At 60.6% G+C, this 26,160-nt stretch carries 25 protein-coding genes; 15 read left to right on the top strand and 10 right to left on the bottom strand.

Annotated elements, in window-relative coordinates:
* Positions 1-18 precede the first annotated feature (18 nt).
* Together FHX06_RS03720 and petA are read right to left on the bottom strand one after the other, a co-directional pair.
* Positions 19-1,287, bottom strand: coding sequence for a cytochrome b (locus FHX06_RS03720; RefSeq protein WP_113210849.1), 1,269 nt, complete (start codon positions 1,285-1,287; stop codon positions 19-21).
* Between the two features lie 14 nt (positions 1,288-1,301).
* Entirely contained in the window at positions 1,302-1,877 is a 576-nt protein-coding gene (petA, locus tag FHX06_RS03725) for a ubiquinol-cytochrome c reductase iron-sulfur subunit (protein WP_112543554.1), read from the bottom strand.
* A 287-nt stretch (positions 1,878-2,164) separates the two neighbouring features.
* Between petA and FHX06_RS03730 the strand changes: the two genes are divergently transcribed.
* A complete protein-coding gene (locus FHX06_RS03730; RefSeq protein ID WP_112543553.1) occupies positions 2,165-3,094 on the top strand; it encodes an endonuclease/exonuclease/phosphatase family protein in 930 nt (309 codons plus the stop codon).
* Here FHX06_RS03730 and FHX06_RS03735 read toward each other — a convergent pair.
* Positions 3,065-4,963, bottom strand: a complete 1,899-nt coding sequence (locus FHX06_RS03735) for an ABC transporter ATP-binding protein (protein WP_183878410.1) — start codon at positions 4,961-4,963, stop codon at positions 3,065-3,067. The genes FHX06_RS03730 and FHX06_RS03735 overlap by 30 nt on opposite strands.
* Positions 4,964-5,125: 162 nt before the next feature.
* On the opposite strand from FHX06_RS03735, the gene FHX06_RS03740 reads away from it, so the two are divergent.
* The gene (locus FHX06_RS03740; protein WP_112543551.1) at positions 5,126-5,377 is read left to right on the top strand and encodes a CopG family ribbon-helix-helix protein; all 252 of its coding nucleotides are present in this window, start codon (positions 5,126-5,128) and stop codon (positions 5,375-5,377) included.
* A 52-nt stretch (positions 5,378-5,429) separates the two neighbouring features.
* Here the strand turns inward: FHX06_RS03740 and FHX06_RS03745 are convergent, their stop codons facing one another.
* Positions 5,430-7,286 carry an ABC transporter ATP-binding protein gene (locus FHX06_RS03745; protein ID WP_112543550.1) on the bottom strand — a complete coding sequence of 619 codons (1,857 nt, stop codon included), beginning with the start codon at positions 7,284-7,286 and terminating at the stop codon, positions 5,430-5,432.
* A gap of 384 nt (positions 7,287-7,670) precedes the next feature.
* Between FHX06_RS03745 and FHX06_RS03750 the strand changes: the two genes are divergently transcribed.
* Together FHX06_RS03750 and FHX06_RS03755 are read left to right on the top strand one after the other, a co-directional pair.
* A complete protein-coding gene (locus FHX06_RS03750) occupies positions 7,671-8,132 on the top strand; it encodes a tRNA (cytidine(34)-2'-O)-methyltransferase (RefSeq protein WP_113210845.1) in 462 nt (153 codons plus the stop codon).
* Positions 8,133-8,322: 190 nt separating this feature from the next.
* Complete coding sequence (locus FHX06_RS03755) at positions 8,323-9,969, top strand: Na/Pi cotransporter family protein (protein ID WP_112972204.1); 1,647 nt, start codon at positions 8,323-8,325, stop codon at positions 9,967-9,969.
* 2 nt (positions 9,970-9,971) lie between these two features.
* On the opposite strand, the gene FHX06_RS03760 is transcribed toward FHX06_RS03755, so the two are convergent.
* Entirely contained in the window at positions 9,972-10,232 is a 261-nt protein-coding gene (locus FHX06_RS03760; RefSeq protein ID WP_112543547.1) for a hypothetical protein, read from the bottom strand.
* 145 nt (positions 10,233-10,377) lie between these two features.
* Between FHX06_RS03760 and hemF the strand changes: the two genes are divergently transcribed.
* The 3 genes from hemF (at position 10,378) to FHX06_RS03775 (ending at position 12,019) form a co-directional block, all read left to right on the top strand.
* The gene (gene hemF, locus FHX06_RS03765) at positions 10,378-11,289 is read left to right on the top strand and encodes an oxygen-dependent coproporphyrinogen oxidase (RefSeq protein WP_112543546.1); all 912 of its coding nucleotides are present in this window, start codon (positions 10,378-10,380) and stop codon (positions 11,287-11,289) included.
* A 143-nt stretch (positions 11,290-11,432) separates the two neighbouring features.
* Positions 11,433-11,708: a hypothetical protein gene (locus tag FHX06_RS03770; protein ID WP_112543545.1), complete on the top strand. Its 276-nt coding sequence runs from the start codon at positions 11,433-11,435 to the stop codon at positions 11,706-11,708.
* A 125-nt stretch (positions 11,709-11,833) separates the two neighbouring features.
* On the top strand, positions 11,834-12,019 hold the full coding sequence (locus FHX06_RS03775; protein ID WP_007824454.1) for a DUF1059 domain-containing protein: 186 nt from the start codon (positions 11,834-11,836) through the stop codon (positions 12,017-12,019).
* Positions 12,020-12,021: 2 nt separating this feature from the next.
* Here FHX06_RS03775 and FHX06_RS03780 read toward each other — a convergent pair whose 3' ends face one another.
* From FHX06_RS03780 to FHX06_RS03790, 3 genes are read right to left on the bottom strand one after another with little or no spacing between them, the layout of a single operon-like run.
* Entirely contained in the window at positions 12,022-13,278 is a 1,257-nt protein-coding gene (locus tag FHX06_RS03780) for a CCA tRNA nucleotidyltransferase (RefSeq protein ID WP_113210844.1), read from the bottom strand.
* A complete protein-coding gene (locus FHX06_RS03785) occupies positions 13,275-13,925 on the bottom strand; it encodes a CoA pyrophosphatase (protein ID WP_113210843.1) in 651 nt (216 codons plus the stop codon). The genes FHX06_RS03780 and FHX06_RS03785 overlap by 4 nt, the downstream gene beginning before the upstream one ends.
* A complete protein-coding gene (locus FHX06_RS03790; protein ID WP_113210842.1) occupies positions 13,922-14,569 on the bottom strand; it encodes a DUF1285 domain-containing protein in 648 nt (215 codons plus the stop codon). Before FHX06_RS03790 ends, FHX06_RS03785 begins: the two co-directional genes overlap by 4 nt.
* A 159-nt stretch (positions 14,570-14,728) precedes the next feature.
* Between FHX06_RS03790 and FHX06_RS03795 the strand changes: the two genes are divergently transcribed.
* The 5 genes from FHX06_RS03795 to FHX06_RS03815 are packed head-to-tail and all read left to right on the top strand — an operon-like array spanning position 14,729 to position 21,982.
* Positions 14,729-15,739 (top strand): AAA family ATPase, encoded by a 1,011-nt coding sequence (locus FHX06_RS03795; protein WP_112543541.1) that lies wholly within the window; start codon positions 14,729-14,731, stop codon positions 15,737-15,739.
* Positions 15,740-15,752: 13 nt separating this feature from the next.
* A complete protein-coding gene (locus FHX06_RS03800; RefSeq protein WP_112543540.1) occupies positions 15,753-16,673 on the top strand; it encodes a DUF58 domain-containing protein in 921 nt (306 codons plus the stop codon).
* Positions 16,670-19,489: a DUF4159 domain-containing protein gene (locus FHX06_RS03805; protein WP_113210840.1), complete on the top strand. Its 2,820-nt coding sequence runs from the start codon at positions 16,670-16,672 to the stop codon at positions 19,487-19,489. The genes FHX06_RS03800 and FHX06_RS03805 overlap by 4 nt, the downstream gene beginning before the upstream one ends.
* Before the next feature lies 1 nt (position 19,490).
* Positions 19,491-21,563: a hypothetical protein gene (locus tag FHX06_RS03810; RefSeq protein ID WP_112543538.1), complete on the top strand. Its 2,073-nt coding sequence runs from the start codon at positions 19,491-19,493 to the stop codon at positions 21,561-21,563.
* A 2-nt stretch (positions 21,564-21,565) separates the two neighbouring features.
* The gene (locus FHX06_RS03815) at positions 21,566-21,982 is read left to right on the top strand and encodes a GNAT family N-acetyltransferase (protein WP_113210839.1); all 417 of its coding nucleotides are present in this window, start codon (positions 21,566-21,568) and stop codon (positions 21,980-21,982) included.
* Between the two features lie 35 nt (positions 21,983-22,017).
* On the opposite strand, the gene FHX06_RS03820 is transcribed toward FHX06_RS03815, so the two are convergent.
* Entirely contained in the window at positions 22,018-22,569 is a 552-nt protein-coding gene (locus FHX06_RS03820; protein WP_409564316.1) for a GNAT family N-acetyltransferase, read from the bottom strand.
* 233 nt (positions 22,570-22,802) lie between these two features.
* On the opposite strand from FHX06_RS03820, the gene FHX06_RS03825 reads away from it, so the two are divergent.
* Positions 22,803-23,792: a glutathione S-transferase family protein gene (locus FHX06_RS03825; RefSeq protein ID WP_113210838.1), complete on the top strand. Its 990-nt coding sequence runs from the start codon at positions 22,803-22,805 to the stop codon at positions 23,790-23,792.
* A 3-nt stretch (positions 23,793-23,795) separates the two neighbouring features.
* Here FHX06_RS03825 and FHX06_RS03830 read toward each other — a convergent pair whose 3' ends face one another.
* Positions 23,796-24,275: an NUDIX domain-containing protein gene (locus FHX06_RS03830; RefSeq protein ID WP_113210837.1), complete on the bottom strand. Its 480-nt coding sequence runs from the start codon at positions 24,273-24,275 to the stop codon at positions 23,796-23,798.
* A 68-nt stretch (positions 24,276-24,343) separates the two neighbouring features.
* Between FHX06_RS03830 and FHX06_RS03835 the strand changes: the two genes are divergently transcribed.
* Complete coding sequence (locus FHX06_RS03835; RefSeq protein WP_112543534.1) at positions 24,344-25,252, top strand: metallophosphoesterase family protein; 909 nt, start codon at positions 24,344-24,346, stop codon at positions 25,250-25,252.
* 159 nt (positions 25,253-25,411) lie between these two features.
* Complete coding sequence (locus FHX06_RS03840) at positions 25,412-25,972, top strand: tetratricopeptide repeat protein (RefSeq protein ID WP_113208144.1); 561 nt, start codon at positions 25,412-25,414, stop codon at positions 25,970-25,972.
* Positions 25,973-26,160: the final 188 nt, after the last annotated feature.

A 26,160-nucleotide genomic window follows, 5' to 3' on the forward strand; every position in this document is an offset into this window, starting at 1 on the left:
TCCTTCCCGTCCGCTCGCTCAGGCCTTGATCGCAGCAGTCTTGTTGCGCTTTTCGAGCACCGCTTCAGTGATCGAGTTCGGAATGCGGCGCGGTGTTTCCACCAGCCCAAGGACCGGCATCGCGACCAGGAAGAATGCGAAGTAGAGCAGCGTGCAGAACTGCGAGATCGCCGTGTACAGGCCTTCCGCAGGCTGCGAGCCGAGCCAGCCGAGGATGATCGCGTTGATTACGAACAGCCAGTAGAACAGCTTGAACCACGGACGATAGACCGCCGAGCGCACCTTTGAAGTGTCGAGCCAGGGCAGGAAGAACAGCACGATGATGGCGCCGAACATGACCAGAACGCCGCCGAGCTTGGAGTCGATCGGGCCGACATTGAAGGTGATCGAGCGCAGCATCGCGTAGAACGGCAGGAAGTACCATTCCGGAACGATGTGGGCCGGGGTCTTCAGCGGATCGGCCGGGATGTAGTTGTCGGCATGGCCGAGGTAGTTCGGCAGGTAGAAGACGAAGTAGGCATAGACGATCAGGAAGACCGAAACGCCGAGCGCATCCTTGAGCGTTGCGTAAGGCGTGAAACGAACCGTATCCGTCTTGGTCTTGACCTCGACGCCCGTCGGGTTGGTCTGGCCGGTAACGTGCAGCGCCCAGATGTGCAGGACGACGACGCCGGCGATCATGAAGGGCAGCAGGTAATGCAGCGAGAAGAAGCGGTTCAGCGTCGGCTGGTCGACGGCAAAGCCGCCGAGCAGGAACTGCTGGACCCATTCACCGACCAGCGGAAAGGCCGAGAAGAAGCCGGTGATGACGGTTGCGCCCCAGAAGGACATCTGGCCCCAGGGCAGGACATAGCCCATGAAGCCGGTTGCCATCATCAGGAGGTAGATGACGACGCCGAGGATCCAGAGGATTTCGCGCGGCGCCTTGTACGAACCGTAATAGAGGCCGCGGGCGATGTGCAGGTATACGGCGACGAAGAAGAAGGATGCGCCGTTGGCATGCAGGTAACGCAGCAGCCAGCCGTGATTGACGTCACGCATGATCTTTTCAACAGAGTTGAAGGCGATCGTGGTGTCGGCGGCATAGTGCATGGCGAGTGTTACGCCCGTCAGGATCTGCACGATCAGCATGACGGCGAGCATGGCGCCGAAAGTGTAGGCATAGTTCAGGTTCCGCGGAACCGGATAGGCAATGAAGCTGTCATAGACCATGCGCGGCAGCGGAAGGCGCGCATCGACCCATTTTTCCAAGCCGGTTGATGGCTCGTAGCTGGAATGGCCACTCATTAATCAGTCTCCCCTCAACCGATCTTGATCTTTGTGTCGGACACGAATGAAAAGGTCGGGATCGCCAGGTTCTGCGGCGCCGGGCCTTTGCGGATACGGCCGGCCGTGTCGTAGACCGAACCATGGCAGGGACAGAACCAACCATTGTATTCGCCGGCCTGACCGAGCGGAACGCAGCCGAGATGGGTGCAGGTGCCGATCATGACGATCCAGTTTTCCTTGCCCTTGCCGCCCGAGCGGTCATCGCCCGTTGCAGGCGCGTCAGCAGGAAGGTTTGCATTGCGGGCGATCGGATCCTTGAGGTCCGACAGCTGGACATCGGCTGCAGCCGTGACTTCTTCCGGTGTGCGGTTGCGGATGAAGATCGGTTTGCCGCGCCACTTGACGGTCAGCGACATGCCGGGCGTAAGGCTTGTGACGTCCACTTCGATGGAAGCCAGCGCGAGCGTCGACGCATCCGGACGCATCTGGTCGATGAACGGCCAGGCAACCGCAACGGCGCCGACCGCACCGGCCATGCCAGTGGTGAGATAAAGGAAATCACGGCGAGTGGGCTCTGAAGCCTCGCTTGTCGTTACGTGTTCGCTCACGGCTTAACCATCCTCTGCGCAATTGTCGCGGAATTCCGCCCTGCCCCTCCAGAGGCGGCGAATCTATCAGAACATATTTCGGCCATAGATTCCCCACCAATCCGGCGCGTTCTATGCTTGATCGCAAATTATGTCCAGCCTTGACAAGGGGATGGGGGCACAATGTCGCGGGAAATTTGAGTGAATTTTTTAAGGCAATCACTGGCTTGCAACTTTGCTGCATTGCAACAAACTGGGGCGCGTGTTAGGCGCTGGTGAGTTTGCCATACGAATTTGGATTTGCGCCGATGAGGCATACTGTTTTCTGCGTCTTGAGCGTCCTCATCACCATTGTTCTCGCCCTCGTTTCGCTCCGTTATCTTACCGATTTCTGGCTGCTTTCGCTCGTTTACAGCTTCCAGGTTCATCTCAGCATCATCTGTGCTGTTGGTGCGGTTATTGCCCTCTTTTTCAAGCGGCACTGGTATGGGTTTCTGATGCTGGCGGTGGCAACCTTCCTGAATATCCATGGCGTCATCATGCTGCGCGAATTCGCCGGCAAGCCGCCTTCGGAGAACGCCCCTCGCCTTTTCCGGCTCATGTCCTTCAATATCGAGAATGACAATTTTGAAAACGGCGGGCGGATTGCTGATGCCATTCTGGCCTCGGGCGCCGACGTAGTCGACATCATGGAGGCCGAGCCGGTCTTCGCGCAGTTGCCACGGCTTCAGCAGCTCTATCCCTACCGGATCGGCTGCGATGCGAGCGCGACATGCGATACGCTCGTGCTGTCGAAACGTCCCTTTGCCCGGCAGGAGATCCGCGACATTGGCGAGCTTTGGAAACAGCGGCTAGTGTCGATTTCGATCGACTTCGACGGGACGCCTGTCGATCTGCTGTTCCCCCATCTCTCCAAGCCGTATTTTGATGATTTTCAGGCTGACGAGCTCGAGGATCTCACCGCTTTCATGAAGCCTCATACAGGCGCACTTGTGGTTGCCGGAGATTTCAATTCTTCAATCTTGGCGCCCACCATCCAGCACTTTTTGCGCGGAACGGGACTGAAGACGGATTTCCCGGAACCAACCACCTGGCCGGTCAGCGCGGGCTCCTTCGGCATCAGCATCGACCATATCTTCGCAAGGACGCCACTGCTCATCCGCTCGACGAGCCGGCTGGAAGACAGCTTCGGCTCGAACCATTACGGCCTAGTCAGCGATTTCGTTCGCGAACACTGAACGCGTATCGTCGTCGTCGGAAGCGAGGAAGCCGCCGGACTGGCGTGCCCAGAGCTCGGCATAAAGGCCGCCCTGTTTCAGAAGCGCATCATGCGCGCCTTCCTCGATGATCTTGCCGCGATCGATCACGACAAGCCTGTCGAGCGCGGCGATGGTCGAAAGCCGGTGAGCGATCGCAAGCACCGTCTTGCCTTCCATCACGCGATTGAGGTTCGACTGGATCGCCTCTTCCACTTCCGAATCGAGCGCCGAGGTCGCCTCGTCGAGAACGAGGATCGGCGCATCCTTCAGCATCACCCGAGCAATGGCGATACGCTGCCGCTGGCCGCCCGAAAGCTTGACGCCACGTTCGCCGACATGGGCATCAAAACCCTTGCGCCCCTGCTGGTCTCGCAGCCGCTCGATGAAATCGAGCGCCTCGGCGCGTCTGGCGGCCTCGACAAGCCGTTCCTCCCCGGCATCAGGCCGACCGAACAGGATATTGTCCCGCACGGAGCGATGCAGCAGCGACGTATCCTGGCTGACCATGCCGATCTGCATGCGCAGCGATTCCTGGGTGACGCCGGCGATATCCTGCCCGTCGATCAGGATGCGCCCGCCTTCGAGATCGTAGAGGCGCAGGAGAATGTTGACGAGCGTCGATTTGCCCGCACCGGAGCGGCCGATGATGCCGACCTTTTCGCCCGGACGGATCGTCAGCGAAAATTTGTCGATGACGGCATTTTCCTTGCCGTAGTGAAAAGACACATTCTCGAAACGGATGCCTGGCTGCTTGATGACGAGTTCTTTCGCATCGGGGCGGTTGACGAGATGTAGCGGCTGGGAGATCAGCTCGGCCGCGTTCTGGATGGTGCCGAGATTGCGCATGATGCCGTTGAACTGCGTCATCAGACGTCCGAGCAGGAAGTTCAGTCTCAGAACCAGCGTCAGCGAGAAGGCGACGCCGCCGGAGCTGATCAGTCCGCGCAGCCACAGGTCCACGCTGATGCCGGCCATGGTCACGATCATCAGGCCCGAAAGCAGCGCCATCGAGGCGCGCACGCCGGTGATGAAGCGTGTGAACTGCAGCACCGTGTCCTGATAGGTGTTGAAGCCATTGAGCATGTAGCGGTCGCTCTCTTCGTCGCGGGCGAAGAGCTTCAGCGTCTGGATATTGCTGTAGGCATCGACGATGCGGCCATTGAGCAGCGAGGCTGCCTCAGCGGTTTCACGCGAATGATAGCGGATACGCGGCACGAAATAGCGGGCAAGCACGCTGAACGCCACCAGCCAGAAGAGCACCACCGCCGCCAGTGAGAAATCAAGCTGTCCGACCAGAACCAGCGTGGTCACGGCATAGATGCCGACGAACCAGACGCTTTCCATCAGCGATGTCACGAGATCGCCCGTCGCCTGGCCCGCTGACCAGACCTTGGTAACGATGCGCCCGGAAAAATCGCTCTGGAAGAAGGCGAGCGACTGGCGCGACACATGCAGATAGGACTGCCAGCGCGCAAGATTATAGAAACCGGGCGTAATCACCTGCTGGTCGATGAGCGCGATCAGGAAGGCGACGACGAAGCGAACGATGCCGATCAGTGCCAGCATGCCGAAGATCTCGCCGCCATGGGCGGCCAGAAGCGTGCTCCAACCGGCTCCCGGCTTGATCGTGCTGAGGATGTCGACGAGCCTGCCGACGAACCAGAAGAGCGCCGCTTCGATCGCAGCCGACATGCCCCCGAGGATCAGCATGGCGATAAACGGCCACTTGGCCTGGCCGATATAGAAGGCGATGAATCCGAATGTTCTGCGCGGCGGCTGAAGATTGTCGCGAGCGCGGAAGGGATCTATCCAGGTTTCGAACAGGCGAAGGATCGGAGTGAGCAGCATCACCGCGATATAGGCCCGTTCAGAATTGTGGCAAAGAGAATATAGGGCCGCCAAAACCTTATATTTTGGTAATGATCGGTAATATCGGCGTCATCACCATTGATACGGGTGGCAGCGACCACGATCTCGTGCCATGATCGCTACTTACCGGAGACCGCGGATATGGAAACGAAAACGCTCAATGCGCATCTTCCGCTTCCCCTTGCGGAAAAGCTCGACGCCCTGGCCGACGCGCTCGATGTGCCACGCGACAGCATCGTGACGGAGGCGATCGCGAGCTGGATCGAACGGGAAGAGCGGCAGCGCATCTTCACGCTGCAGTCGCTTGCCTCGAACTCAATCATGGTAGTGGAACATCATCGCGTCATCGACTGGGCCGACAGTCTCTGCGCAGATCGGGTCCGCACGCTCTAGCGATATGGCCGGACAAGGAAAAGCCCTCCCCGCTCATGCGGGAAGGGCTTTTTTATTGGGCTGCGACTTCAGCCTCTTCCTCGTGATCGGCGAGGAAGCCGCCGGACTGGCGGGTCCAGAGGTCGGCATAAATGCCACCGTGGCTCACCAACTCGGCATGTGTGCCGCTTTCGATGATGCGGCCCTTGTCGAGCACGATCAGCCGGTCCATCTCGGTCAGCGTCGACAAGCGGTGGGCGATCGCGATGACGGTCTTGCCTTCCATCAGTGCGAAGAGGTTTTCCTGGATCGCCGCTTCCACTTCGGAATCGAGCGCCGAGGTCGCCTCGTCGAGCACCAGGATCGGCGCATCCTTCAGGAAGACACGCGCGATCGCGATACGCTGCCTCTGGCCGCCGGAAAGCTTGACGCCGCGCTCGCCGACCTGCGCATCCAGCCCCTTGCGGCCCTGCATGTCGACAAGCCCTTCGATGAACTCCCAGGCGTTGGCCCGCCTTGCCGCCTCGATGATATCCTCGTCACTCGCATCCGGGCGACCATAGGCGATGTTGTCGCGGATCGAGCGATGAAGGAGCGAGGTATCCTGCGTCACCACGCCGATCAGCGCACGCAAGCTGTCCTGCGACACGGCAGAAATATCCTGTCCATCAACGGTGATGCGTCCGGACTCAAGATCGTAGAACCGCAGGAGCAGGTTCATCAGCGTCGTCTTGCCAGCACCCGATCGCCCGACGAGACCGACCTTTTCGCCGGCTCGGATGTCGAGCGACAGGTTCTCGATGATGCCCTTGCCCTTGCCATAGTGGAAGCCGATCCGGTCGTAATGGATCGCACCTTTCTTCGCCGTCAGCGGGGCGGCGCCCGGCTTGTCGACGATATCGTGCTGCTTCGACATCATCTCCATGCCGTCATAGACGGTACCGATGTTTTCGAAGAGTGCGGAGACTTCCCACATGATCCATTGCGACATGCCGTTGACGCGCATCGCAAGACCAATGGCGATGGAAATCGCGCCGACCGAGATCGTGCCGTTCAGCCACAGATAGATCGACAGGCTGGAGATGACGAACAACGAGATGCAGTTGTTCAGATAGACGCTCATGTGAAAGAGCGTCACCTTGCGCATCTGCTGGTGAACCGTATCCAGGAATCCGTCCATGCTTTCCCGCGCATAGACCTCTTCACGACCGGCATGGGAAAACAGCTTCACGGTTGCGATATTCGTATAGCTGTCCACCACGCGGCCAGTCATCAGCGAGCGTGCATCGGCCTGCTGGGCCGCGATCTTGCGAAGCCGCGGCACGAAATAGGCAACGATACCGATGTAGATACCAAGCCAGGCGAGGACCGGCAGCATCAACCGCCAGTCGGCGGCCGCGATGATGACGATCATCGACAGGAAATAGGTCACGACATAGACGAAGACGTCGAGGATCTTCATGACCGTTTCGCGCACGGCAAGCGACGTCTGCATGACCTTGGTGGCGACGCGTCCGGCGAACTCGTTGGCGAAGAAGGTCATGCTGTGGCGCAGCAGGAAGCGGTGCATCTGCCAGCGCGCGATCATCGGGTAATTGCCGAGCATCATCTGATGCATGATAAGCGAATCGAGACCGGCAACGAGCGGCAGGCCGATCAGCACCAGCGCACCCATCCAGATGAGCTTGTGGCCTTCGTTCTGCAGGAAGGTCGCGCGGTCGGCATTCGTCAGCCAGTCGACGATATCGCCGAGGAACTGGAACAGCGCCACTTCGCCGATGGCGATCGTCGCCGTCAGAACGGCCATCAGTGCAAGCCATCCTGCCGCCGGCTTCGTATAGTGCCAGCAGAAGGCAAAAAGGCCTTTCGGGGGAGCAACCGGCTCCTCGCTCGGAAAGGGATTAAGTCGCTGCTCGAACCAGCCAAACATGAAAATCGCTCCGGAATTTCCGCGTTCCGGCCCCGTCTTCGCGCCCGCAGGGGCGCATGCAAGCACATATGGGAACCGGAGGCTCAAGGGGCGAGGCCATAACGGCCGCGCAATGAATCAAATGGGCAATTAGGGAAGAAAAGCGCTTTATACGCGCCAGATCACCAACAGCGGCATCACAGGCGGGAGACGCATCTGCACAAAGATATCCATGTCGGCGCTCCCTGTTGGCGATTGAAGATATGCACCGATAACGCGAAAATGCCCAAATTTCCAGCCCCGCAGCATCGGAAAATGACCATCAAATGGTCAAAAAACGTCCTGTTGCGTCAAAATCACAGTTCGGATAGGCCATTTTCGCATCATCGTAACGGACAACTTCCCATGGCAGACCTCAGGCTTGCGCTCTACCAGCCCGATATTCCCGGCAATACCGGCACAATCCTGCGCCTAGCCGCCTGCCTTGGCTTTGCTGTCGACATCATCGAACCGGCCGGCTTCGACATTTCCGATCGCAACCTGAAGCGCGCGGGCATGGACTATCTGGCCGCTGCCGCACTGACACGCCATGTCAATTGGGAACGCTTCGAGGAATGGCGTGCAGCCACCGGCCGCCGCCTGATCCTCGCCACGACGAAAGCATCGCAGCGCTACACGGATTTCGCCTTCCGGCCCGACGATATCCTGATCTTCGGCCGTGAAAGCGCCGGCGTGCCCGATCACGTGCATGAACGTGCCGATGGGCGCGTCCTGATCCCGATGGTGGAAGGCCAGCGTTCGATCAACCTCGCCGTCTCCGCCGCGATGATAACAGGCGAGGCAATGCGCCAGACCGCCTGGTCGTGAACCTGCACCCATGCCGATGCCTGGCGGCCTTGATGTCGCAAACACCGCTTTGAATCGACGCAAAATCGCCTATATTAATTAGCCAGGCAATCAATAAATCTGCACAAGCGGTGAGATTCCAATAATTTACTCGACTGCGTAAATGTAGAATCGGGAAAAGCTTCTCAAGAAGAAGAAAAAGACCAGGACCATGGAATCCACAATCGTCATGATCAATCTGTTCGGCGCGATCGCGCTGCTGCTCTTCGGCCTAGCACAGGTCAAGGACGGCGTCACGCGCGCCTTCGGAGCACGTCTGAGGACAGGGCTTGCAACCGGCACGGCGAGCGGCCCACGCTCGATCCTGTCAGGCTTCCTGGCAACAATCGCCCTTCAGAGTTCGACGGCGACAGCCCTGATGACGGCGTCTTTCGTGGAGCGCGATCTCATCAAGCCGCGCATGGCGCAGATCGTGTTGCTGGGCGCCAATGTCGGAACGGCTGTGACCGCCTGGATCGTCGCAACCGGCATCGAATGGCTGTCGCCGCTTCTCATCCTCCTCGGCATCGTGCTCTATCGCGGCAAGTCTGCTGCCCGCCACGGCGGAGGTGCAGCCATGATCGGCATCGGCCTGATGCTGCTCTCCCTGCATCTGCTCAGCAACGCGACGGAACCGATGCGCAGCTCTCCGGCTCTGGCCGCCTTCATCGGCCTTCTCGGAGATGCCTGGCCGGTCGCTTTGGCCCTTTCGGCGGCCCTCGCCTTCATCTCGTCGTCCAGTCTCGCCGTCGTCGTGCTGATCCTCTCATTGGCCTCGACCGGCATCGTCTCGCCTGAACTGATCGTCATTCTCGTGCTTGGAGCCAACCTGGGCGGCGCAATCCCGCCTGTCATCGCCACCCTTTCCGGTCCGGCATCGGCAAGGCGGGTGACGCTTGGCAATCTTATCGTTCGTACGGCCGGCTGCCTCGTGGCGCTGCCGCTTGCCGGCTACGCGGCGCCGCTCCTCGAAATGCTGCCTTTTGGCCCTTCCAAGCTGCCGGTCGATACGCATCTGATCTTCAATATCCTGCTCGCTGCCGTCGCGTGGCCCTTTTCCCCGATGCTTGCCGCTTTGACCAGCCGCCTCGTGCCCGACGATGTTCAGCCGGATCAGGGGCCGAAGTTTCTCGACATGCAGGAATTGTCCACACCCGTGGTGGCGCTTGCGAGTGCCACCCGCGAAGTGCTCGGTGTCGGCGACCTGATCGAACGCATGCTGATGCGCAGCTCGGAAGCTTTCCAGCACAACGACATGTCGAAGCTGGCCGAGATCCCATCTCTCGAGAAGAGGGTCGATCTCCTGCAACAGGAGGTGAAGATCTATCTTTCCAAGCTCGGCCGCGTCGGCCTGAGCGACGAGAATGCACGGCGCTCGATCGTCATCATCGACTACGCGATCAATCTCGAGCACATCGGCGACATCATCGAGAAGGGCCTGCTGGAACAGGTCGGCAAGAAGGTCTCGCTCGGCCTGAAATTCTCGGAGGATGGCTACAGGGAACTGCACAAGCTGTTTGACCTGACGATCGACAACTTGCGCGTCGCGCAGACGATCTTCGTCACCCGCGACTTCAACCTTGCCAAACAGATGATGGAAGTGAAGGTCGAGGTCCGCCGCATGGAGAAGCAATCTGCCGAGCGGCATCTCGAGCGGCTTCGTGACGGGCGTGCCGACAGCCTGCAGACGAGCTCACTCCATCTCGACATGCTGCGGGATCTGAAGCGTATCAACGCTCATATCGTCTCGGTGGCGCACCCGATCCTCGATGAAAGCGGCTTGCTGATCGAAAGCCGTCTGCGCGATGCGGCGGAATAAGGTCAGTCGGCGGATGGCAGGCGGCGCATGGTGAATTCGATCTGGTCGCCTTCAAGCTGGCGCCAGCTCTCCACCTCTGTCCAGTACGCAGCTTTGGGATATTCATCGAACCATTCGCGCGCCTTGGCGCGGGCTTCCAGGAGCCCCATCCGATACGTCTCGCGGACGAAGTGATCTTTCTGACGGGCGGACGCTTCTGCCCGATGCTTTGCGATCCTGCGCTTCAAGCCTTCAAAGGGCGGAGGCCCCGGAATTTTCGCCATAAAACCTACCTCTTGATCGAAAGGTAGTATCGAAATCGCCCCTTTGCGAGTCGAATCTTGCAAGCCCTTGCAGCTGCCTCCCTGTGCTGGCGGGCGCCTGCTGCACCTGCTAAACGATAGTCATAATCAGGAAAGAGCGAATCGCATGGAAAGACCGGAACTGCCGATCGGCCTGCCCGAGGACATAGAGGACAAGAAGACCGCCGCCCGAACATGGTTCGAAGGATTGCGCGACACGATCTGCTCTTCCTTCGAGGCACTGGAAGACGAACTCGAAGGCCCGCTATCCGATCAGGAGCCCGGCCGTTTCGTCGCCAAAGATTGGTCGCGCGAAAACGGTGCGGGTGGCGGTGGCCGCATGTCGATGATGGAAGGCCGGGTCTTCGAGAAGGTCGGCGTGCACACCTCCACCGTCTACGGCGAGTTCTCGCCAGATTTCCGGGCGCAGATACCAGGCGCCGGTGAGGATCCGCGCTTCTGGGCGTCAGGCATTTCGCTGATCGCCCATCCGGTCAATCCCAATGTGCCGGCCGTTCACATGAACACCCGCATGGTCGTCACCACCAGCCGCTGGTTCGGCGGCGGCGCTGATCTGACCCCGGTGCTCTCTCGCCGCCGCACGCAGGAGGACGAGGACACGCTGCTCTTCCACAAGGCCATGGAAATCACCTGCCGCAACCATGCGGTCGCCGATTACGATGCCTACAAGAAATGGTGCGACGATTATTTCTTCCTGAAGCATCGCAATGAAGCGCGTGGCGTTGGCGGCATCTTCTACGACTGGCTGCATTCCGCCGAGGAAGCCGGCGGCTGGAATGCAGATTTCGCCTTCACGCGGGATGTCGGCCGGGCCTTCGCCATGGTCTACCCCAAGATCGTCCGTTCAAACTTCAACAAGGATTGGACGGAAGCCGACCGTGACGAACAATTGATTCGCCGCGGTCGCTACGTCGAGTTTAATCTGCTCTACGACCGGGGAACGATCTTCGGCCTGAAAACCGGCGGCAATGTCGAATCCATTCTCTCTTCGCTGCCACCCGTCGTGCGCTGGCCATAAGCCAGCGCCAAGCGTGCGGGCAAAAGACCGGCACGCTGATAAATTTGAAACACAATTCCGGTAAAATCGCGTTGAAAGGCCTTCATCAGAACTGAGTGCGTCCTAAATTAGCTTCTGTGCGTTACAATCGGAGGAGGATTGTCATGACGGTACAAAGCAGCCCCCCTGCTTCTGCAGGTGTTCAGGAAACGTCCCGCGCAATCGAAGCGCCCGAGTTTCTAACGCGCATCGCCGAAGACTTGAGAGCGAAAAGCGGCTCCGACCTGCCGCTGTCCTGCTTTGTCGAGCAGGTGAAATTGCAGCTCGCAGGCGGCAAGACCCCGGAAGAACTTGAACAGCAGGCAACAGGTGCTGCCAACAGCAACAAGCCCGCACACCTTTCGGACACTTACATGGCCTGGGCAATGCCCCACCAATAACAGAGCCTTTCGGCCGACTTCCAGGTCGGCCGGAGCTTTCCTCCGACGGAACCTTCTCCATTGCCGCACATTCCCCAGTCGCGCGAAAGCGCGATGGTTCTGCATTTCAGAGACAGGAGAAGACCATGCGACTTTTCGAATGCGGTACGCTCGTTCCCGGATGCGATTGGCACACAAGGGCCGATAATGATGCTGAAGTTGTTCGCCGCGCCGTCGAGCATATGAGAACCGCCCACGGCGAAACGACCATTCGCGAAAACATGGTGGACAATATCAAGGCCCGCATCCGCGACGAGGCGAACGCGGCCTGACCTCAACCTGCAATCTCCGAGAGCCGGGCGAGCAATGCCGCCCGGTCGGAGACGAAATTCTCTTCCATCCACTGGTTTTCCAAGGTCGACAGGATTTCGCCGACCTTCGGGCCGGCCGGTATGCCTGTGGCCATCACGTCCCCACCATTCAACGGAAACTGCGGTCTTTTCCAGATACGCGCATGATCCAGAAGCTTTGAAAGCCGCGCCGAACGGCTCATCTCATCGAAACTGCCATTCTCTGCCTTGCCGCGGGCAACGCCAAGCGCCAGCTTCAGCCGCACGACGATACCGTCTGGGCCGTCTCTGTAGAGCAGCTTTTCGAAGGCTGCGGCGGAAATCTCGTCATTGACCGGAGCAGCCTTCGCCCAGGCCCGCAAATAGGCCACTTCCGTATTTGAGAATTTCAGCCGTGCGGCCAATTCCTCCAGCCGCGCCGCATCGGGCGGGACGATCGAGGCAAGCCGCAGCAGGGGATCAGGCGTCCAACCCAGCGCTTTTTCGGTTGAAACGAGCGCCGGAATGGCATCGATCCCCCATTTCTCCGTTTCCGGCAGGATTTCCGAGAGAACCGCAACCTGTCGCATCCAGAGAAGCGCCCGGCCTGGATCTTCGGCCGAGAGCAGCTTCCGCAGTTCAGACCAGACCCGTTCGGCCGACAGTGTCTTCAGCTTCGACCTTGCAGCCGAAGAGGCCTTCAGTCCCTCCGCATCGGGCCGGCCGGAACCATACCAGGCAAAGAAGCGGAAGAAGCGCAGAATGCGCAGATAATCCTCTTCGATCCGCGTCGCTGCATTGCCGATGAAGCGGATGTTGCGCTTCTCGATATCGGCAAGTCCTCCGACGAGATCGATCACCTCACCCGAGGCATTCGCATAAAGCGCGTTGATGGTGAGGTCGCGCCGCTCGGCATCGGACTGCCAGTCCATGCTGAAAGCGACCTTGGCGCGGCGTCCATCCGTCTCCACGTCGGTGCGCAGCGTCGTCACCTCGAAGGGCCGTCCGTCGATGACGAGCGTCACGGTGCCATGCGCGATGCCTGTCGGCACCGCCTTGATGCCGGCCGCAGCCGCCCGTTCCATCACGGTCTCCGGCAGCAGGGTTGTTGCGATATCAATATCGGCGACCGCAAGCCCCATCAGGCTGTTGCGCACGGCACCGCCGACAACGCGCCCTTCTCCGCCATCGGCGTTCAGGAGCGCAAAGACGCGGCCGAGCGCCGGATCCTGAAACCATGGCTGATCGACCACTGAGGTCATGCATAGAGCCTTTCATAGAGCGTGCGGACGATGCCGGCGGTGATGCCCCAGATCATCCATGTTTCATATGGCATGCGATAGAAATGCCGGTCGATGCCATCAACAACGCGCTTGTCCCTGTTGTGATTGGCCGGATTCATCAGGAAGGAAAGCGGCACCTCGAAAACATCGTCCACTTCGATCGGATTGAGTTGCAGCGAGAAACCGCGCTGCACCACGCCGAGGACGGGCGTAATGCGGAACCCGGTGGATGACAGATAGTTCGGCAACCGCCCGACCGTCTCGACGAAACCGCCGTCAAGGCCGATCTCCTCTTCGGTTTCCCGGATCGCGGCCGTCTCGGGCGAGACATCGTCCGGATCGATCGAACCACCGGGAAAGGCGATCTGGCCGGAATGCTTGCGCAACGTCGACGTCCGCTTGGTGAAGATCACCTTCGCCTCATCGCCATCGTCGACGACAGGCACCAATACGGCCGCATCGCGCAGCTTCAAGGTCTCGGCCAGCGCCACGATATCGGGATTGAGCACATGGTCGCCATGGTCGCGCCAGGCATGGTCGACAGGCGCCCCGACCTGATTGAGCGCGCGGCGGCGGAACTCGGCAGCCGAAAACGGGGGATAGGTCCTGCTGATCGCTTCGCTCATCGGGAGGCTGCTTCCAGTTCATCCGCCGGCATGATCGGAAAGATCTCGCCGCCGGAGCGAACGACGAACATATCCCGGCCGGCAACCTCGGCCACTTCGCCGAGTTCTACCATTTCATACATCACGGCGCGTGACACGAGCGCTTCAAGCCGCCCCCGTACATGCAGATAGGGCTTCAGTTCGTGGTCTTTCAAATGTGCTGGCCCATTTCCCGGCCCATGCCCGGGAAAACGCAGAGGATGATCCTTGCCGGCTTCTATGACATCGCCGACATTGGTGCGGAAGGTCAGAACCTTCTGTCCGTCCTTCTCGCTCGCATTCATCTCGACGGCGACAAAGGGCGCATCGACGACCCTGATGCCGACCTTTTCCACAGGAGTTACGAGGTAGGTCTTGCCGTCTTCATCTTTCCTCAAAACGGTGGAAAAGAGCTGGACCAGCGGCTGCCGGCCAATCGGGGTGCCCATATAGAACCAGGTGCCATCCGCCCTGATTTCCATGTCGATATCGCCGCAAAAGGGCGGATTCCATTTCTCGACAGGCGGCAACCCGCGCTTTTTTCCGGATTTCGCCTCGGAAGCGCGCGAAATCAGCGCGGCAAGCCCCGCTGCATCCGCCATATGCTTCATTTCCTCGGCTGCCATTCTTCTGTCCCGGTTTGCTCTTAACGAAATAAGTCACGAGATAGTCATTTGAAACAAACTTGTCAGCCCGCAACATCTTCATAACTGTATCGGGTATGAGGCACGCCTAGTAAAATCAGACGATTCGCAGCCGAATGATTTCAGCCGTTGGAGACGCCCGTGGGTATGATCAAGACCGAAGCCAGCCTCGATGAACAGGCGATTGTCGCCGCCGCAGAACGAGCGCTATCCGATATCGCCGCCATCCGCACGGAAGTTTCCAAGGTCATCTTCGGTCAGGAAAGCGTGGTTGAAAATACGCTTCTCGCCGTTCTCTCCGGTGGTCATGCCCTTCTTGTCGGCGTTCCCGGCCTTGCCAAGACCAGGCTCGTGACGACGCTTGGCGAAGTCCTCGGCCTTGCTGCGAACCGTATCCAGTTCACCCCCGACCTGATGCCATCTGATATCCTCGGCTCTGAAGTCATGGACCAGGACGACAGTGGCCGCCGCTCCTTCCGTTTCGTCAAGGGTCCCGTCTTCGCCCAGCTTCTGATGGCTGACGAAATCAACCGCGCCTCGCCACGCACCCAGTCTGCTTTGCTACAGGCGATGCAGGAATACCATATCACCATTGCCGGCCAGCGTTATGACCTGCCCTCGCCCTTCCACGTTCTCGCAACGCAGAACCCGCTGGAGCAGGAAGGCACCTATCCGCTTCCCGAAGCCCAGCTCGACCGTTTCCTTCTGCAGGTCGATGTCAACTATCCGGAACTTGCCGCCGAGCGCCAGATCCTGCTGGAGACCACAGGTCTCACCGAAGCCAAGCCGGAACCGGTCATCAATGCGGCACGTCTGTCCGAAATCCAGACGCTCGTCCGCCAGATGCCGGTCAGCGACACCGTCGTCGATGCCATCCTCTCGCTCGTACGTTCAGCCCGCCCGGGCCAGGGCAATGCCTCCACCGACAAGCATGTCGCCTGGGGCCCCGGCCCGCGCGCCGGCCAGGCGATGATGCTCTGCGCCCGCGCTCGCGCGCTCTACGAAGGCCGTCTGGCACCCTCGCTCGACGATATCTACGCACTCGCCGAGCCCGTTCTCGAGCACCGCATGGCCCTGACCTTCGCCGCCCGTGCCGAGGGCATGTCGGTGCGCGACGTCATCGCCGGACTGGTCAGGCAGGCAAAGGGATAAGGAAGCGTAGCGCGTGGCATCCATCGGACAGATCGTCAACCCGACGTCAGGCAATGATGCCCTTTCCCGCGCAAGGCAGCGGGCCGCTCTCGTGCCGGATTGCCTGGTTGAAGCCAAGCGTATCGCCAATACCGTGATTGCCGGCTGGCATGGCCGACGCAAACGCGGCATCGGCGAGAATTTCTGGCAGTTCCGCCCCTATAGCGAAGGCGAAAGCCTGTCACGCATCGACTGGCGCCGCTCCGCCCGCGACGACCATACCTATGTGCGCGACCGCGAATGGGAGGCCGCCCACACGATCTGGCTCTGGGCCGATATGTCGCCCTCGATGATGTACAAATCGACCTATGGCAGCGCATCGAAGGAGAGCCGTGCGCTGGTCATCATGCTGGCGCTGGCCGAGATCCTCGCCCGCTCCGGGGAGCGTATCGGTTGTCCCGGGGTGATGGAGCCCGTCTCTGCCCGCAACGCCGCCGAAAGGCTTGCAGCTGTCCTGATGCACACGCCGTTGACCGGCGGCCTGCCGGAAACTGCGATGGTGCGCGGCTGGAGCGATCTCATCCTCATCGGTGATTTTCTTGATGACGCACCCGCCATTATGGCCCGTCTCGGGCCGCTTGCCCGCCGCGGCCTGCGCGGCCATGTGGTCGAAATCGCCGATCCGGCCGAGGAAATCTTCCCCTACAACGGCCGCACCGAATTCACCGATCCAGAAACCGGCGAAAGGCTGACCTCCGGACGAGCCGAGAGCCTGCGCGAAGCCTATCGCAACGCATATCTCGCCCGGCGTGAAAACCTCGGTCAATCACTGCGCCATCTCGGCTGGACATTCGTCAGCCACCGCACCGATCACCTGGCGTCCGAAGCGCTGGTCGCAATCCATATGTACCTTTCGGGAATGCCGGCAAAGGCAACGCATGGAGGACAGCTTTGAGCGCTCTTCCTTTCGCCTTTGCCTATCCCGCCATCCTTGGCGCGTTGATTGCCCTTCCCGTTATCTGGTGGCTGTTGCGGCTCACGCCGCCGCGTCCGCAGGCAGAAGTCTTCCCGCCGCTGAAGATCCTCGCGACCGTGCTCAAGCGCGAGGAAACGCCGGCGAAAAGCCCCTGGTGGCTGACGCTGCTGCGCATGCTTCTGGCCGCCGCGATAATCTTTGCAATCGCCGACCCGGTCTTCAATCCGCGGACCAGCACGCTTGCGTCCGGTGGTCCGCTCGTCCTTTTCGTCGACAATAGCTGGGCTTCGGCACCCGACTGGGAGCGCCGTGTCCAGACGGCCGACGCACTGATCGACGATGCCGAGTCCGCCGGTGCTGTCGTCTCGGTCGCCTTCACCGCAGAGCCCACAAACGACGCGACACCCGGGACGGCCTCGGCCGCCCGCGAAAAGCTGCGTGCCGCCCAGCCGAAGCCGCTCGTGCCCGATCGCCAGCGGGCATTCGAGGCCCTGCGCTCAGCGCTCAACGGCACGCATCCGGGGACGCTTGTCTTCCTCACCGACGGCGCGGCAAGCAGTGACGACGACGCCATCGTGCGTCAACTCTCCGACCTTCAGCCCACCGAACTGCGCGTGATCGAAGGCGATGCGGCCCAGACGGTCGCAATCTCCGGCGCCGCCAATGCGGCTGACGCGATGACGGTCAAAGTGACCCGCCTCAGCCCCGGTGGCGCGATCTCCGTCCCGCTCAACGCACAGGACGCACAGGGCCGCGTGATCGCCACCGGCAGGGCAGATTTCGCCCCCGGCGAGACAGCCGTCAATGCCGGCATTTCCGCTCCTTTCGAGATGCGCAACGATTTTGCCCGCGTCAGCATCAATACTGGCGCCACCGCGGGCGCCGTGCATTTGCTCGACGATGCCTTCAAGCGTCGCAGGGTCGTGCTGCTGTCGGGCGAAAGCGGCGATGAATTCCAGCCGCTGCTATCCCCGCTCTACTACATTCAGCGGGCGCTTGAACCCTATGCGGACCTGGTGAGGCCGACCGATGCCAATCTTTCGGTCGCCATCCCGAAACTGCTCACCAACAATCCCTCCGTCATCATCATGGCCGATATCGGCCGTCTTCCGGAGGATACCTACGCGCCTCTGCAGCGCTGGATATCGAATGGCGGCATGCTGCTGCGCTTTGCCGGCCCGCGCCTGGCTGCAGCCCCTGCCGAAGACCCGCTGATCCCGGTCACTTTGCGACAAGGTGAACGGGCGCTTGGCGGCAGCCTGTCCTGGAGCGAACCGCAGGCGCTTGCCGAATTCCCCGCTTTCGGCCCGTTTGCCGGCATACCGCGCCCGACCGACGTCACGATCAACCGTCAGGTTTTGGCGGAGCCGACGCCTGATCTTGCCGAACGCACATGGGCAAGCCTTGCCGATGGTACGCCGCTCGTAACGATGAATAAGATGAATGCCGGCCAGATCGTTCTCTTCCACGTCAGCGCCGAAGCCACCTGGTCGAACCTGCCGATTTCAGGCACTTTCGTCGAAATGCTGCGACACCTCATCCAGATCTCGCGTTCTGGCGGCGTGACCTCGGAATCGACAGGCAGCGCGCGTGTCGCCGAAACCCTGCCGCCCTTCCGCATGCTGACGGCCAAGGGCACGTTGGTGACGGAAACCGGCAATGCCCGTCCGCTGATACCGAATGCCAAGGCCGCACCCCTTGCCAATTTTGACAACCCGCCCGGCCTCTACGGTTCGGAAGATGGCTTTGCGGCACTCAACGTGCTGCCCGAAAACGCGAACCTGAAACCACTCGACATTGCTGGCGTAAATGTCGTCCGCGCCGGTCTCATCGGCGGCGAAAGCTGGTCTGCCAAGCCCCTGCTCTTCTTCATCGCCTTCCTGCTGCTCCTCGCCGACAGCCTGATCGTGCTCTTCATGAACGGCGCCTTCTCCCGCATGCGCCCGCGCGCCAGGGCTGCCGCGACGATCGCCGTGGCGCTTGCGGCCGGCCTCATGCTGCGGCCAGACATCTCGCATGCCAATGATACCCAGCCGGGCGACGACATCATCATGCAGCGGCTGGACAATACCCATCTCGCCTATGTCGTGACCGGCGAACAGGATGTCGACAATATTTCCGAAGAGGGGCTCGACGGCCTCACGAAATTCCTGACTTACCGCACGACGCTGGAGCCGGCTCCGCCCGTCGGCGTTGACCTGAACAAGGACGAGCTGTCCTTCTACCCGATCATCTACTGGCCTGTTTCCGCAACTGCGCCGATGCCGTCCAACGCCGCCATCAGCCGTATCGACGCCTACATGCGCAACGGTGGAACGGTGCTTTTCGATACGCGCGACCAGATCGACTCTCTCGAAGGCGGCAGCGACACGACTGCCAACGGTCAGCGCCTGCAGCAGATCCTCGCCAATCTGGATATTCCGCCACTGGAACCCGTACCGCACGACCACGTGCTGACCAAGTCCTTCTATCTGCTGTCCAGCTTCCCCGGCCGCTACGCCGGCAGCCCGCTCTGGATCGAAGCGCGGCAGGGAGGTCAGAACCAGAGCAATGCCAATAGGCCGGCCGCTGCCGCAGACGGCGTCTCGCCGATCCTGATTACCGCGAACGATTTTGCCGGTGCCTGGGCCGTCGACGATAATGACACACCGCTCCTGCCCACTGTGCCGCCGGATGAAACGCAGCGCGAATATGCCTTCCGCGCAGGCGTCAACATCATGATGTACATGCTGACCGGCAACTACAAGACGGACCAGGTCCACGTGCCCGACCTGCTCGAACGGCTGGGGCAGTGACATGACGATCGATTATTCGCCTTTCCTTCCCTGGCCCTTTCTGGCGGTGCTGACAGGCATCGTCCTTCTGATCGCAATATTCGCGATCTGGCGCGGCATTCGCGGCGCGTGGATTCGCACGCTTGCCGCTCTCGCCCTCCTCGCAGCACTTGCCAACCCGGTATTGCTGCAGGAAGACCGCGATCAGCTGTCGACCATCGTCCCCGTTATCGTCGACCGCAGCCAGAGCCAGCAGACGGCCGATCGCATGACGATGACCGATGAGGCGCTCGCCTCTCTGAAGACGCAGCTGGCGCGCTTTCCGCAAATCGAGCCGCGTTTCGTGGACGTGAACGAGGACCGCAATTCCGATGTGCCGTCCACCCGTCTCTTCGATGCGCTCTCGGCCTCGATCGCCGATGTGCCGCCTTCGCGCGTCGGCGGCGCGATCATGCTGACGGATGGCGAAGTGCATGATGTGCCCGGCGTCAATCAGGCGCTCGGCTTCGACGCACCGATCCATGGCCTGATCACCGGCAAGCCGAACGAGTTCGACCGCCGCATCGAAGTCATCAAGGCCCCCCGCTTCGGCATCGTCAACGAGGAGCAGCAGCTCGTCCTGCGGGTCTTCGACGACGGCCCGAGCCCGGGCGGCACGGCAAATGTGACGGTGCGCCTTAATGGCGACGAGATCGCCACCCTTCAGGCAACGCCTGGCCAGGATACACCCTTCTCCTTCAAGGTGGCCCGCGGTGGCCCGAATGTGCTGGAATTCTCCGTTGCCGGTATTCCCGGTGAGGTGACGGATGCCAATAACCGCGCCGTGCACATCATCGATGGCATCCGCCAGAACCTGCGTGTCCTCCTCGTCTCGGGCGAACCGCATGCCGGCGAGCGCGCCTGGCGCAACCTCCTGAAATCCGACGCGTCGGTCGATCTCGTGCATTTCACCATTCTGCGCCCACCGGAGAAGCAGGACGGCACGCCGATCAACGAGCTGTCGCTGATCGCCTTCCCGACGCGAGAGCTCTTCGTCGACAAGATCAAGGATTTCGATCTGATCATCTTCGACCGCTATCAGGACCGCGCCAATGTGCTGCCGATGCTCTATTACGATAACATCGCGCAATACGTGGAAAACGGCGGCGCGCTGCTGATTGCCGCCGGCCCCGAGCATGCAAGCCCGGAATCGATCGCCATGACGCCGCTCGCCTCCGTGCTGCCGGCAGAGCCGACCGGCCGGATGATCGAGCAAGCCTTCTACCCCCGCCTGTCAGAACAGGGCCGCAAGCATCCTGTCACGCGCGGGCTTGACGGCTCCGGCGACGAGCCGCCGCATTGGGGCCGTTGGTTCCGCAGCGTCGATGTCGACCGGCCACAGGGCCAGACCGTCATGGTTGGCGCCGACAACCATCCGCTGCTTGTTCTCAACCGCGCCGGCCAGGGACGTGTCGCCATGCTGCTTTCCGACCAGGGCTGGCTCTGGGCGCGTGGCTTCGAGGGCGGCGGCCCGCATGTCTCGCTCTATCGTCGCATCGCCCACTGGCTGATGAAGGAACCGGCGCTGGAAGAAGAGGCACTGACGGCCCGCACCTCCGGCCGCACGCTGGAAATCACCCGCCAGACGATCGGCGATGCTCCCGGTGACGCGGTCGTGCGCTACCCCTCGGGCAAGACCGAGAACCTGCCGCTGACGCAGACCGAGCCCGGCCTCTACAAGGCCGAAAAGCGCATGGACGAGATCGGCCTTTTCGAAATCCGCAATGGCGACCTGACGACACTCGCCCATGTCGGAGCCGTCGATGCCCCGGAATTCAAGGCGATGATCTCGACGACGGCGGCTCTGAAGCCTATCACCGACAAGAGCCGCGGCCTCGTGACCCGTGTCGTCAACAATGCCGGCGCCATCAGTGTCCCGCCGATCCTTCCCGTGCGGGGTCAGGTACGCGTCACCGACAATGACCGCATGCAGATCCGCATGACCAACGAGACCGTGTTGAAGGGCATCAACACCTTGCCGCTCTTCGCAGGCTTTGCAGGTGTCGGCATTCTGCTTCTTGCCTTTGGCGCCATGTGGTGGCGCGAAGGACGATAACGATGCCGGAATTCGAGCTCACCGCTTCCCCTTCACCGGAAGAGCTCGCCGTCATCACCGATGGGCTGACGGCTTTCAACACCGAGGATGTCGGCCCGTCCGAGCGGCAGGCGCTTGCCGTTCTGATCCGCGATACCGACGGCAAGGTTTCCGGCGGTCTGTCCGGCTACACGGCCTGGGGCTGGCTCTTCGTACAGTTGCTCTACATTCCCGATACGCTCCGCGGCAGCGGCATGGCCGGCAAGATCCTTGCAAAGGCGGAAGAAGAAGCCGCTGCCCGCGGCTGCCGCGGGGCCTGGATCGATACGTTCAATCCGAATGCGCTCAGCGCATACAAGAGTCAGGGCTACGAGGTCTTCGGCGAACTGCCGGATTTTCCCGACGGCCGAACGCGGACCTTCCTCAAGAAGATGCTGTGACGAGAGCAATTCCAGCAAAAAAGGACGGAAATGCCCTACTTCCGCCAGGCAATCTTGCCCTTCAGCCGGGCATGCGCATCTTCCGCGAATGGCACGACGAGAACGCGGCCCGGATCGACCGGACCGGGAAAGGTCAGCGCGCCATAGGCGACCTTTTCGAAGCCGAGCGGGCAATAATAGGGCGGGTCTCCGACCAGTATGACGGCTTCCGAGCCCTTGCGTTTGGCAGCTTCCACCGCAATGCGCACCAACTCCCGGCCAATGCCCTTGCTTTTGTGCGACGGCCGCACCGCAAGAGGTCCGAGCAGGTGCCCCTTCACCGTTCCGGCCATAACCGGCGTCATCCGCACAGAAGCGATCGTTTCGCCGTCATCGGCGCAGATGAAGGAGAGCGACAGGTCATGCGGTCCCTGCTCGCGGATGCGTGCAGCGGCGCGCGTATGCCGGCCCGGGCCGAAGGCTTCTTCGTTGATGTGTTCGATAGCAGCGTCGTGAGACGCATCCTCGGTGAGGTAGACGAGATCGTGCTTGTACATGAGCATGGGAACAGAGACCGTATAGACGCAGATATATGGGTTCGCGAACACGCCCTCAGGCGTTCGGGAACATCAGCGTCGTCGCAGGCCTCTGAGAATAGACATCAAGCAGGATTCCAGAATTTTGTGAGGAAGGCGGATAGCAGGAAAAATTTCCGGCGTCCATTGCAAAAATTCGGTCAAGAGCTGGGTGGCCGAGACGCAGTGTTCAATCTTTGCCAACCTGCAAAATGCAGCGCACTGCAATATCTATGCTGCAACAACCAATTTCAGAGGTAGAAAACATGGGCATGCTGGTAGACGGCGTCTGGCATGACGTCTGGTACGATACGAAGGAAACGAAGGGTCATTTCAAGCGTCAGCCATCGCAGTTCCGCAACTGGATCACGGCCGACGGAGAAGCCGGTCCCAGCGGCAAAGGCGGCTTCAAGGCGGAAGCGGGTCGCTATCATCTCTATGTTTCCCTCGCCTGTCCCTGGGCGCATCGCACGCTGATCTTCCGCAAGCTGAAGAAGCTCGAAGACTTGATTTCCGTTTCGGTCGTCGATCCGCTGATGGTGGAAAACGGCTGGGAGTTCAAAGTCGGCAATGGCGCCACCGGCGATCATCTTTTTGGCTCCAAAGCGCTCTGGGAAATCTACGTGAAGGCCGATCCGCACTATTCCGGCCGCGTCACTGTCCCTGTTCTCTGGGACAAGCAAACCGGCACGATCGTCAACAACGAGTCGGCCGAAATCATCCGCATGTTCAACAGCGCCTTCAATCACCTGACGGGCTCAACAGCGGATTATTACCCGGAAGCCCTGCGGGCAGACATCGATGCGCTGAACGACGTGGTCTATGACACCGTCAACAACGGCGTCTACAAGTCAGGCTTTGCCACCACGCAAGCAGCTTACGAGGAAAATGTCGTCAAGCTCTTCGAAACGCTGGACAGGCTCGATGAGCGCCTTGGCAAGGGCCGTTACGTTTTCGGCGACCGCCAGACCGAAGCCGACTGGCGGCTCTTTACGACGCTCGTACGTTTCGACCCCGTTTATGTCGGCCACTTCAAATGTAATATCCGCCGTATCGAGGACTACCGCAACCTGCCGGCCTATCTGCGTGACCTCTATCAGACCCCTGGTGTTGCCGACACGGTGAACCTGCGACACATCAAGGAACACTATTACCGGAGCCACAAGACCATCAACCCGACCGGCATCGTGCCCGTTGGTCCGGCGCTCGATCTCGACCGGCCGCATGGCCGTGACAAGCTGGCAGCCGCAGCGTGAGCTTTACCAGTAATGTGCCGGCTCCGCCTCGCCGCGGAGCTCGGCCAGCCTCCTATGCGTCGCTTCGGTCGTTTCCGCCGGCAGGTTGTCGATCTCGAAAAAGCCGCTATCGGCAATTTCCCAGTCCGGCGGCCGAGGCGCCGTCTGTTCCACGGTGGCCCGATAGAAGACCACATGGTCGCGCCGGGTGATACTGGTGTTGAAATAGACGTGGAAGAGTTGCGGCTTGCCGACGATCCTAAGGTTGCCTTCCTCCCGCAATTCCTTGATGAGCGCTTCTTCTGCCGTCTCGTTTCGCTCCAGCCCGCCGCCTGGCATATGCCATCCGCCGGTATAGCCGTGACGAACGAGAAAGAGGCGTCCCTGCTCGTCGAAACAGGCTGCACGGACCCCCATCGTCATTCCGCGCGCAATGGAAAAATACACGTGCAGCAGCCGCACCAACACTTTCATGTGAAGGGGCCATGTTTGTTTGTCTGCCATGGGCTCTTTCATACTCTCATCGCGCGGATGTGTTTGAATTGTAAATAAGCTGGTCTATGTGTCGTTGCATGTTCAAGCTAGCGCATATCTCCGACGTCCATCTCGGACCCCTGCCCCGCCTTTCCATTCACGAACTTTTTTCAAAACGTATTACGGGCTTTGTGAACTGGCACCGCAACCGGCGCAAGCATCTTTTCGGCAGCACGCTCGATCTGCTGCTGAACGATATCCGTTCGCATAAGGCTGACCATCTGGCGGTGACCGGCGACCTCGTCAACCTCGCAAGCGGCATCGAAATCCGCGCCGCTGCAGCCTGGCTGCGCGAACTCGGCGATCCCGCCGCGACCTCGGTCGTTCCCGGCAACCACGATGCCTATGTGCCAGGCTCCTATGAGAAGTCGATGCGCGCTTGGTACGACTATGTGCGCGGCGACCTCGCTCCGCCGCAATGGGAAGAAGACCGCCACATCTTCCCCTACCTTCGCATCCGCGACAAGGTCGCAATCGTCGGCTGCTCGACGGCCGTCGCAACCCCACCCTTCGCGGCCTCCGGCTTCTTCGGCGCGCGCCAGGCGCGCGATACGGTCAACATGCTGCGCGCTGCCGGTGAAGCCGGCCTCTTCCGTGTCGTCATGATCCACCATCCGCCCATCCGCGGCGCGACCTCCTTTTACAAGCGCATGATCGGCATCCGCCGTTTCGCAGCCGTCATTTCCACCGGCGGAGCGGAACTCGTGCTGCATGGCCATACGCATCTCAATACGCTCTACTGGCTGCGCGGGCAGACGGGTCCCGTCCCTGTCATCGGCATCGCCTCTGCCTCGCAGGGACCGGGCGGCATCAAGCCCCGCGCCGCCTACAATCTCTTCTCCATTTCCGGTTCTCCCGGCGCCTGGGAGGTGAAGGGCGAGCGCTTCAGCATCAACGACACCGGTGACGGCATGATGCCGGAAAGCGCTGATATTTTCGCATTTTAACGGCGATTGCAGAATCAGTTCCGACAGCGGTTGAAGCAATGCGTGAAGAGCGTTTGCCAGTGACGCAAGATCAGCAATAAAGGCCGCCGGGGCTCTTGGTATTTTCAATCGTCGGCGTACAATCCGGCAACCGCAGCGTTTCAAAACGGAGTACGCCCGATGACTGCTTCTCTTCGTCGCCTGTGCAGACTTTCGCTTGTTTCCGTCTTTGCTTTAGGCCTCGCCACGTCCGCCTTCGCGGTCGGCGACAACAATGACGAGACCTCGCCGCCGCAGAAGACCCAGACGACCAAGACCTGCACCAAAGGCAAGGTGTGGGATGCCAAGAAGAAGGAATGCGTCGACCCGAAGAAGCAGAGCTTCAACGATGACGATCTCTACAAGTTCGCTCGCGAATTCGCCTATGCCGGCCAGTATGAGAACGCCATCACGGTGCTCAATCTCGCCAAAAACCAGAACGATCCGCGCATCCTGAACTATCTTGGTTATGCCAACCGCAAGGCCGGCCGCATGGAGCTCGGCATGTCCTACTACAAGAAGGCGCTGCAGCAGGATGAGAACTACATCCTCGCACGCTCTTATATGGGCATGGCGCTTGCCGAGCAGGGCGACATCCAGGGCGCCCGCGTCCAGCTCGTCGAGATTCGCGATCGCGGCGGCGAAAACACCTGGGCCTATCGCGCTCTGCTGCAGAGCCTGAACGGCTACAGGACATATTGAGACAAGCTCCGCGGGGTATCGTGCGGAAATCCCCTGGCAAGGGATGGACGAATTGAACCCCGCGCTTGCGAAATACAGGCGACCTGTTCCATAAAAGCCGCCTGTATGGCCGGGATGAATACGATGGCTTCGCGCCCGCCGGGCAAGCCCCGCATGCGAAGCTGGCCCATATTCGATGCTGGTATGAG

The sequence above is a fragment of the Rhizobium sp. BK512 genome (assembly GCF_014194915.1).
Classification (GTDB): domain Bacteria; phylum Pseudomonadota; class Alphaproteobacteria; order Rhizobiales; family Rhizobiaceae; genus Rhizobium.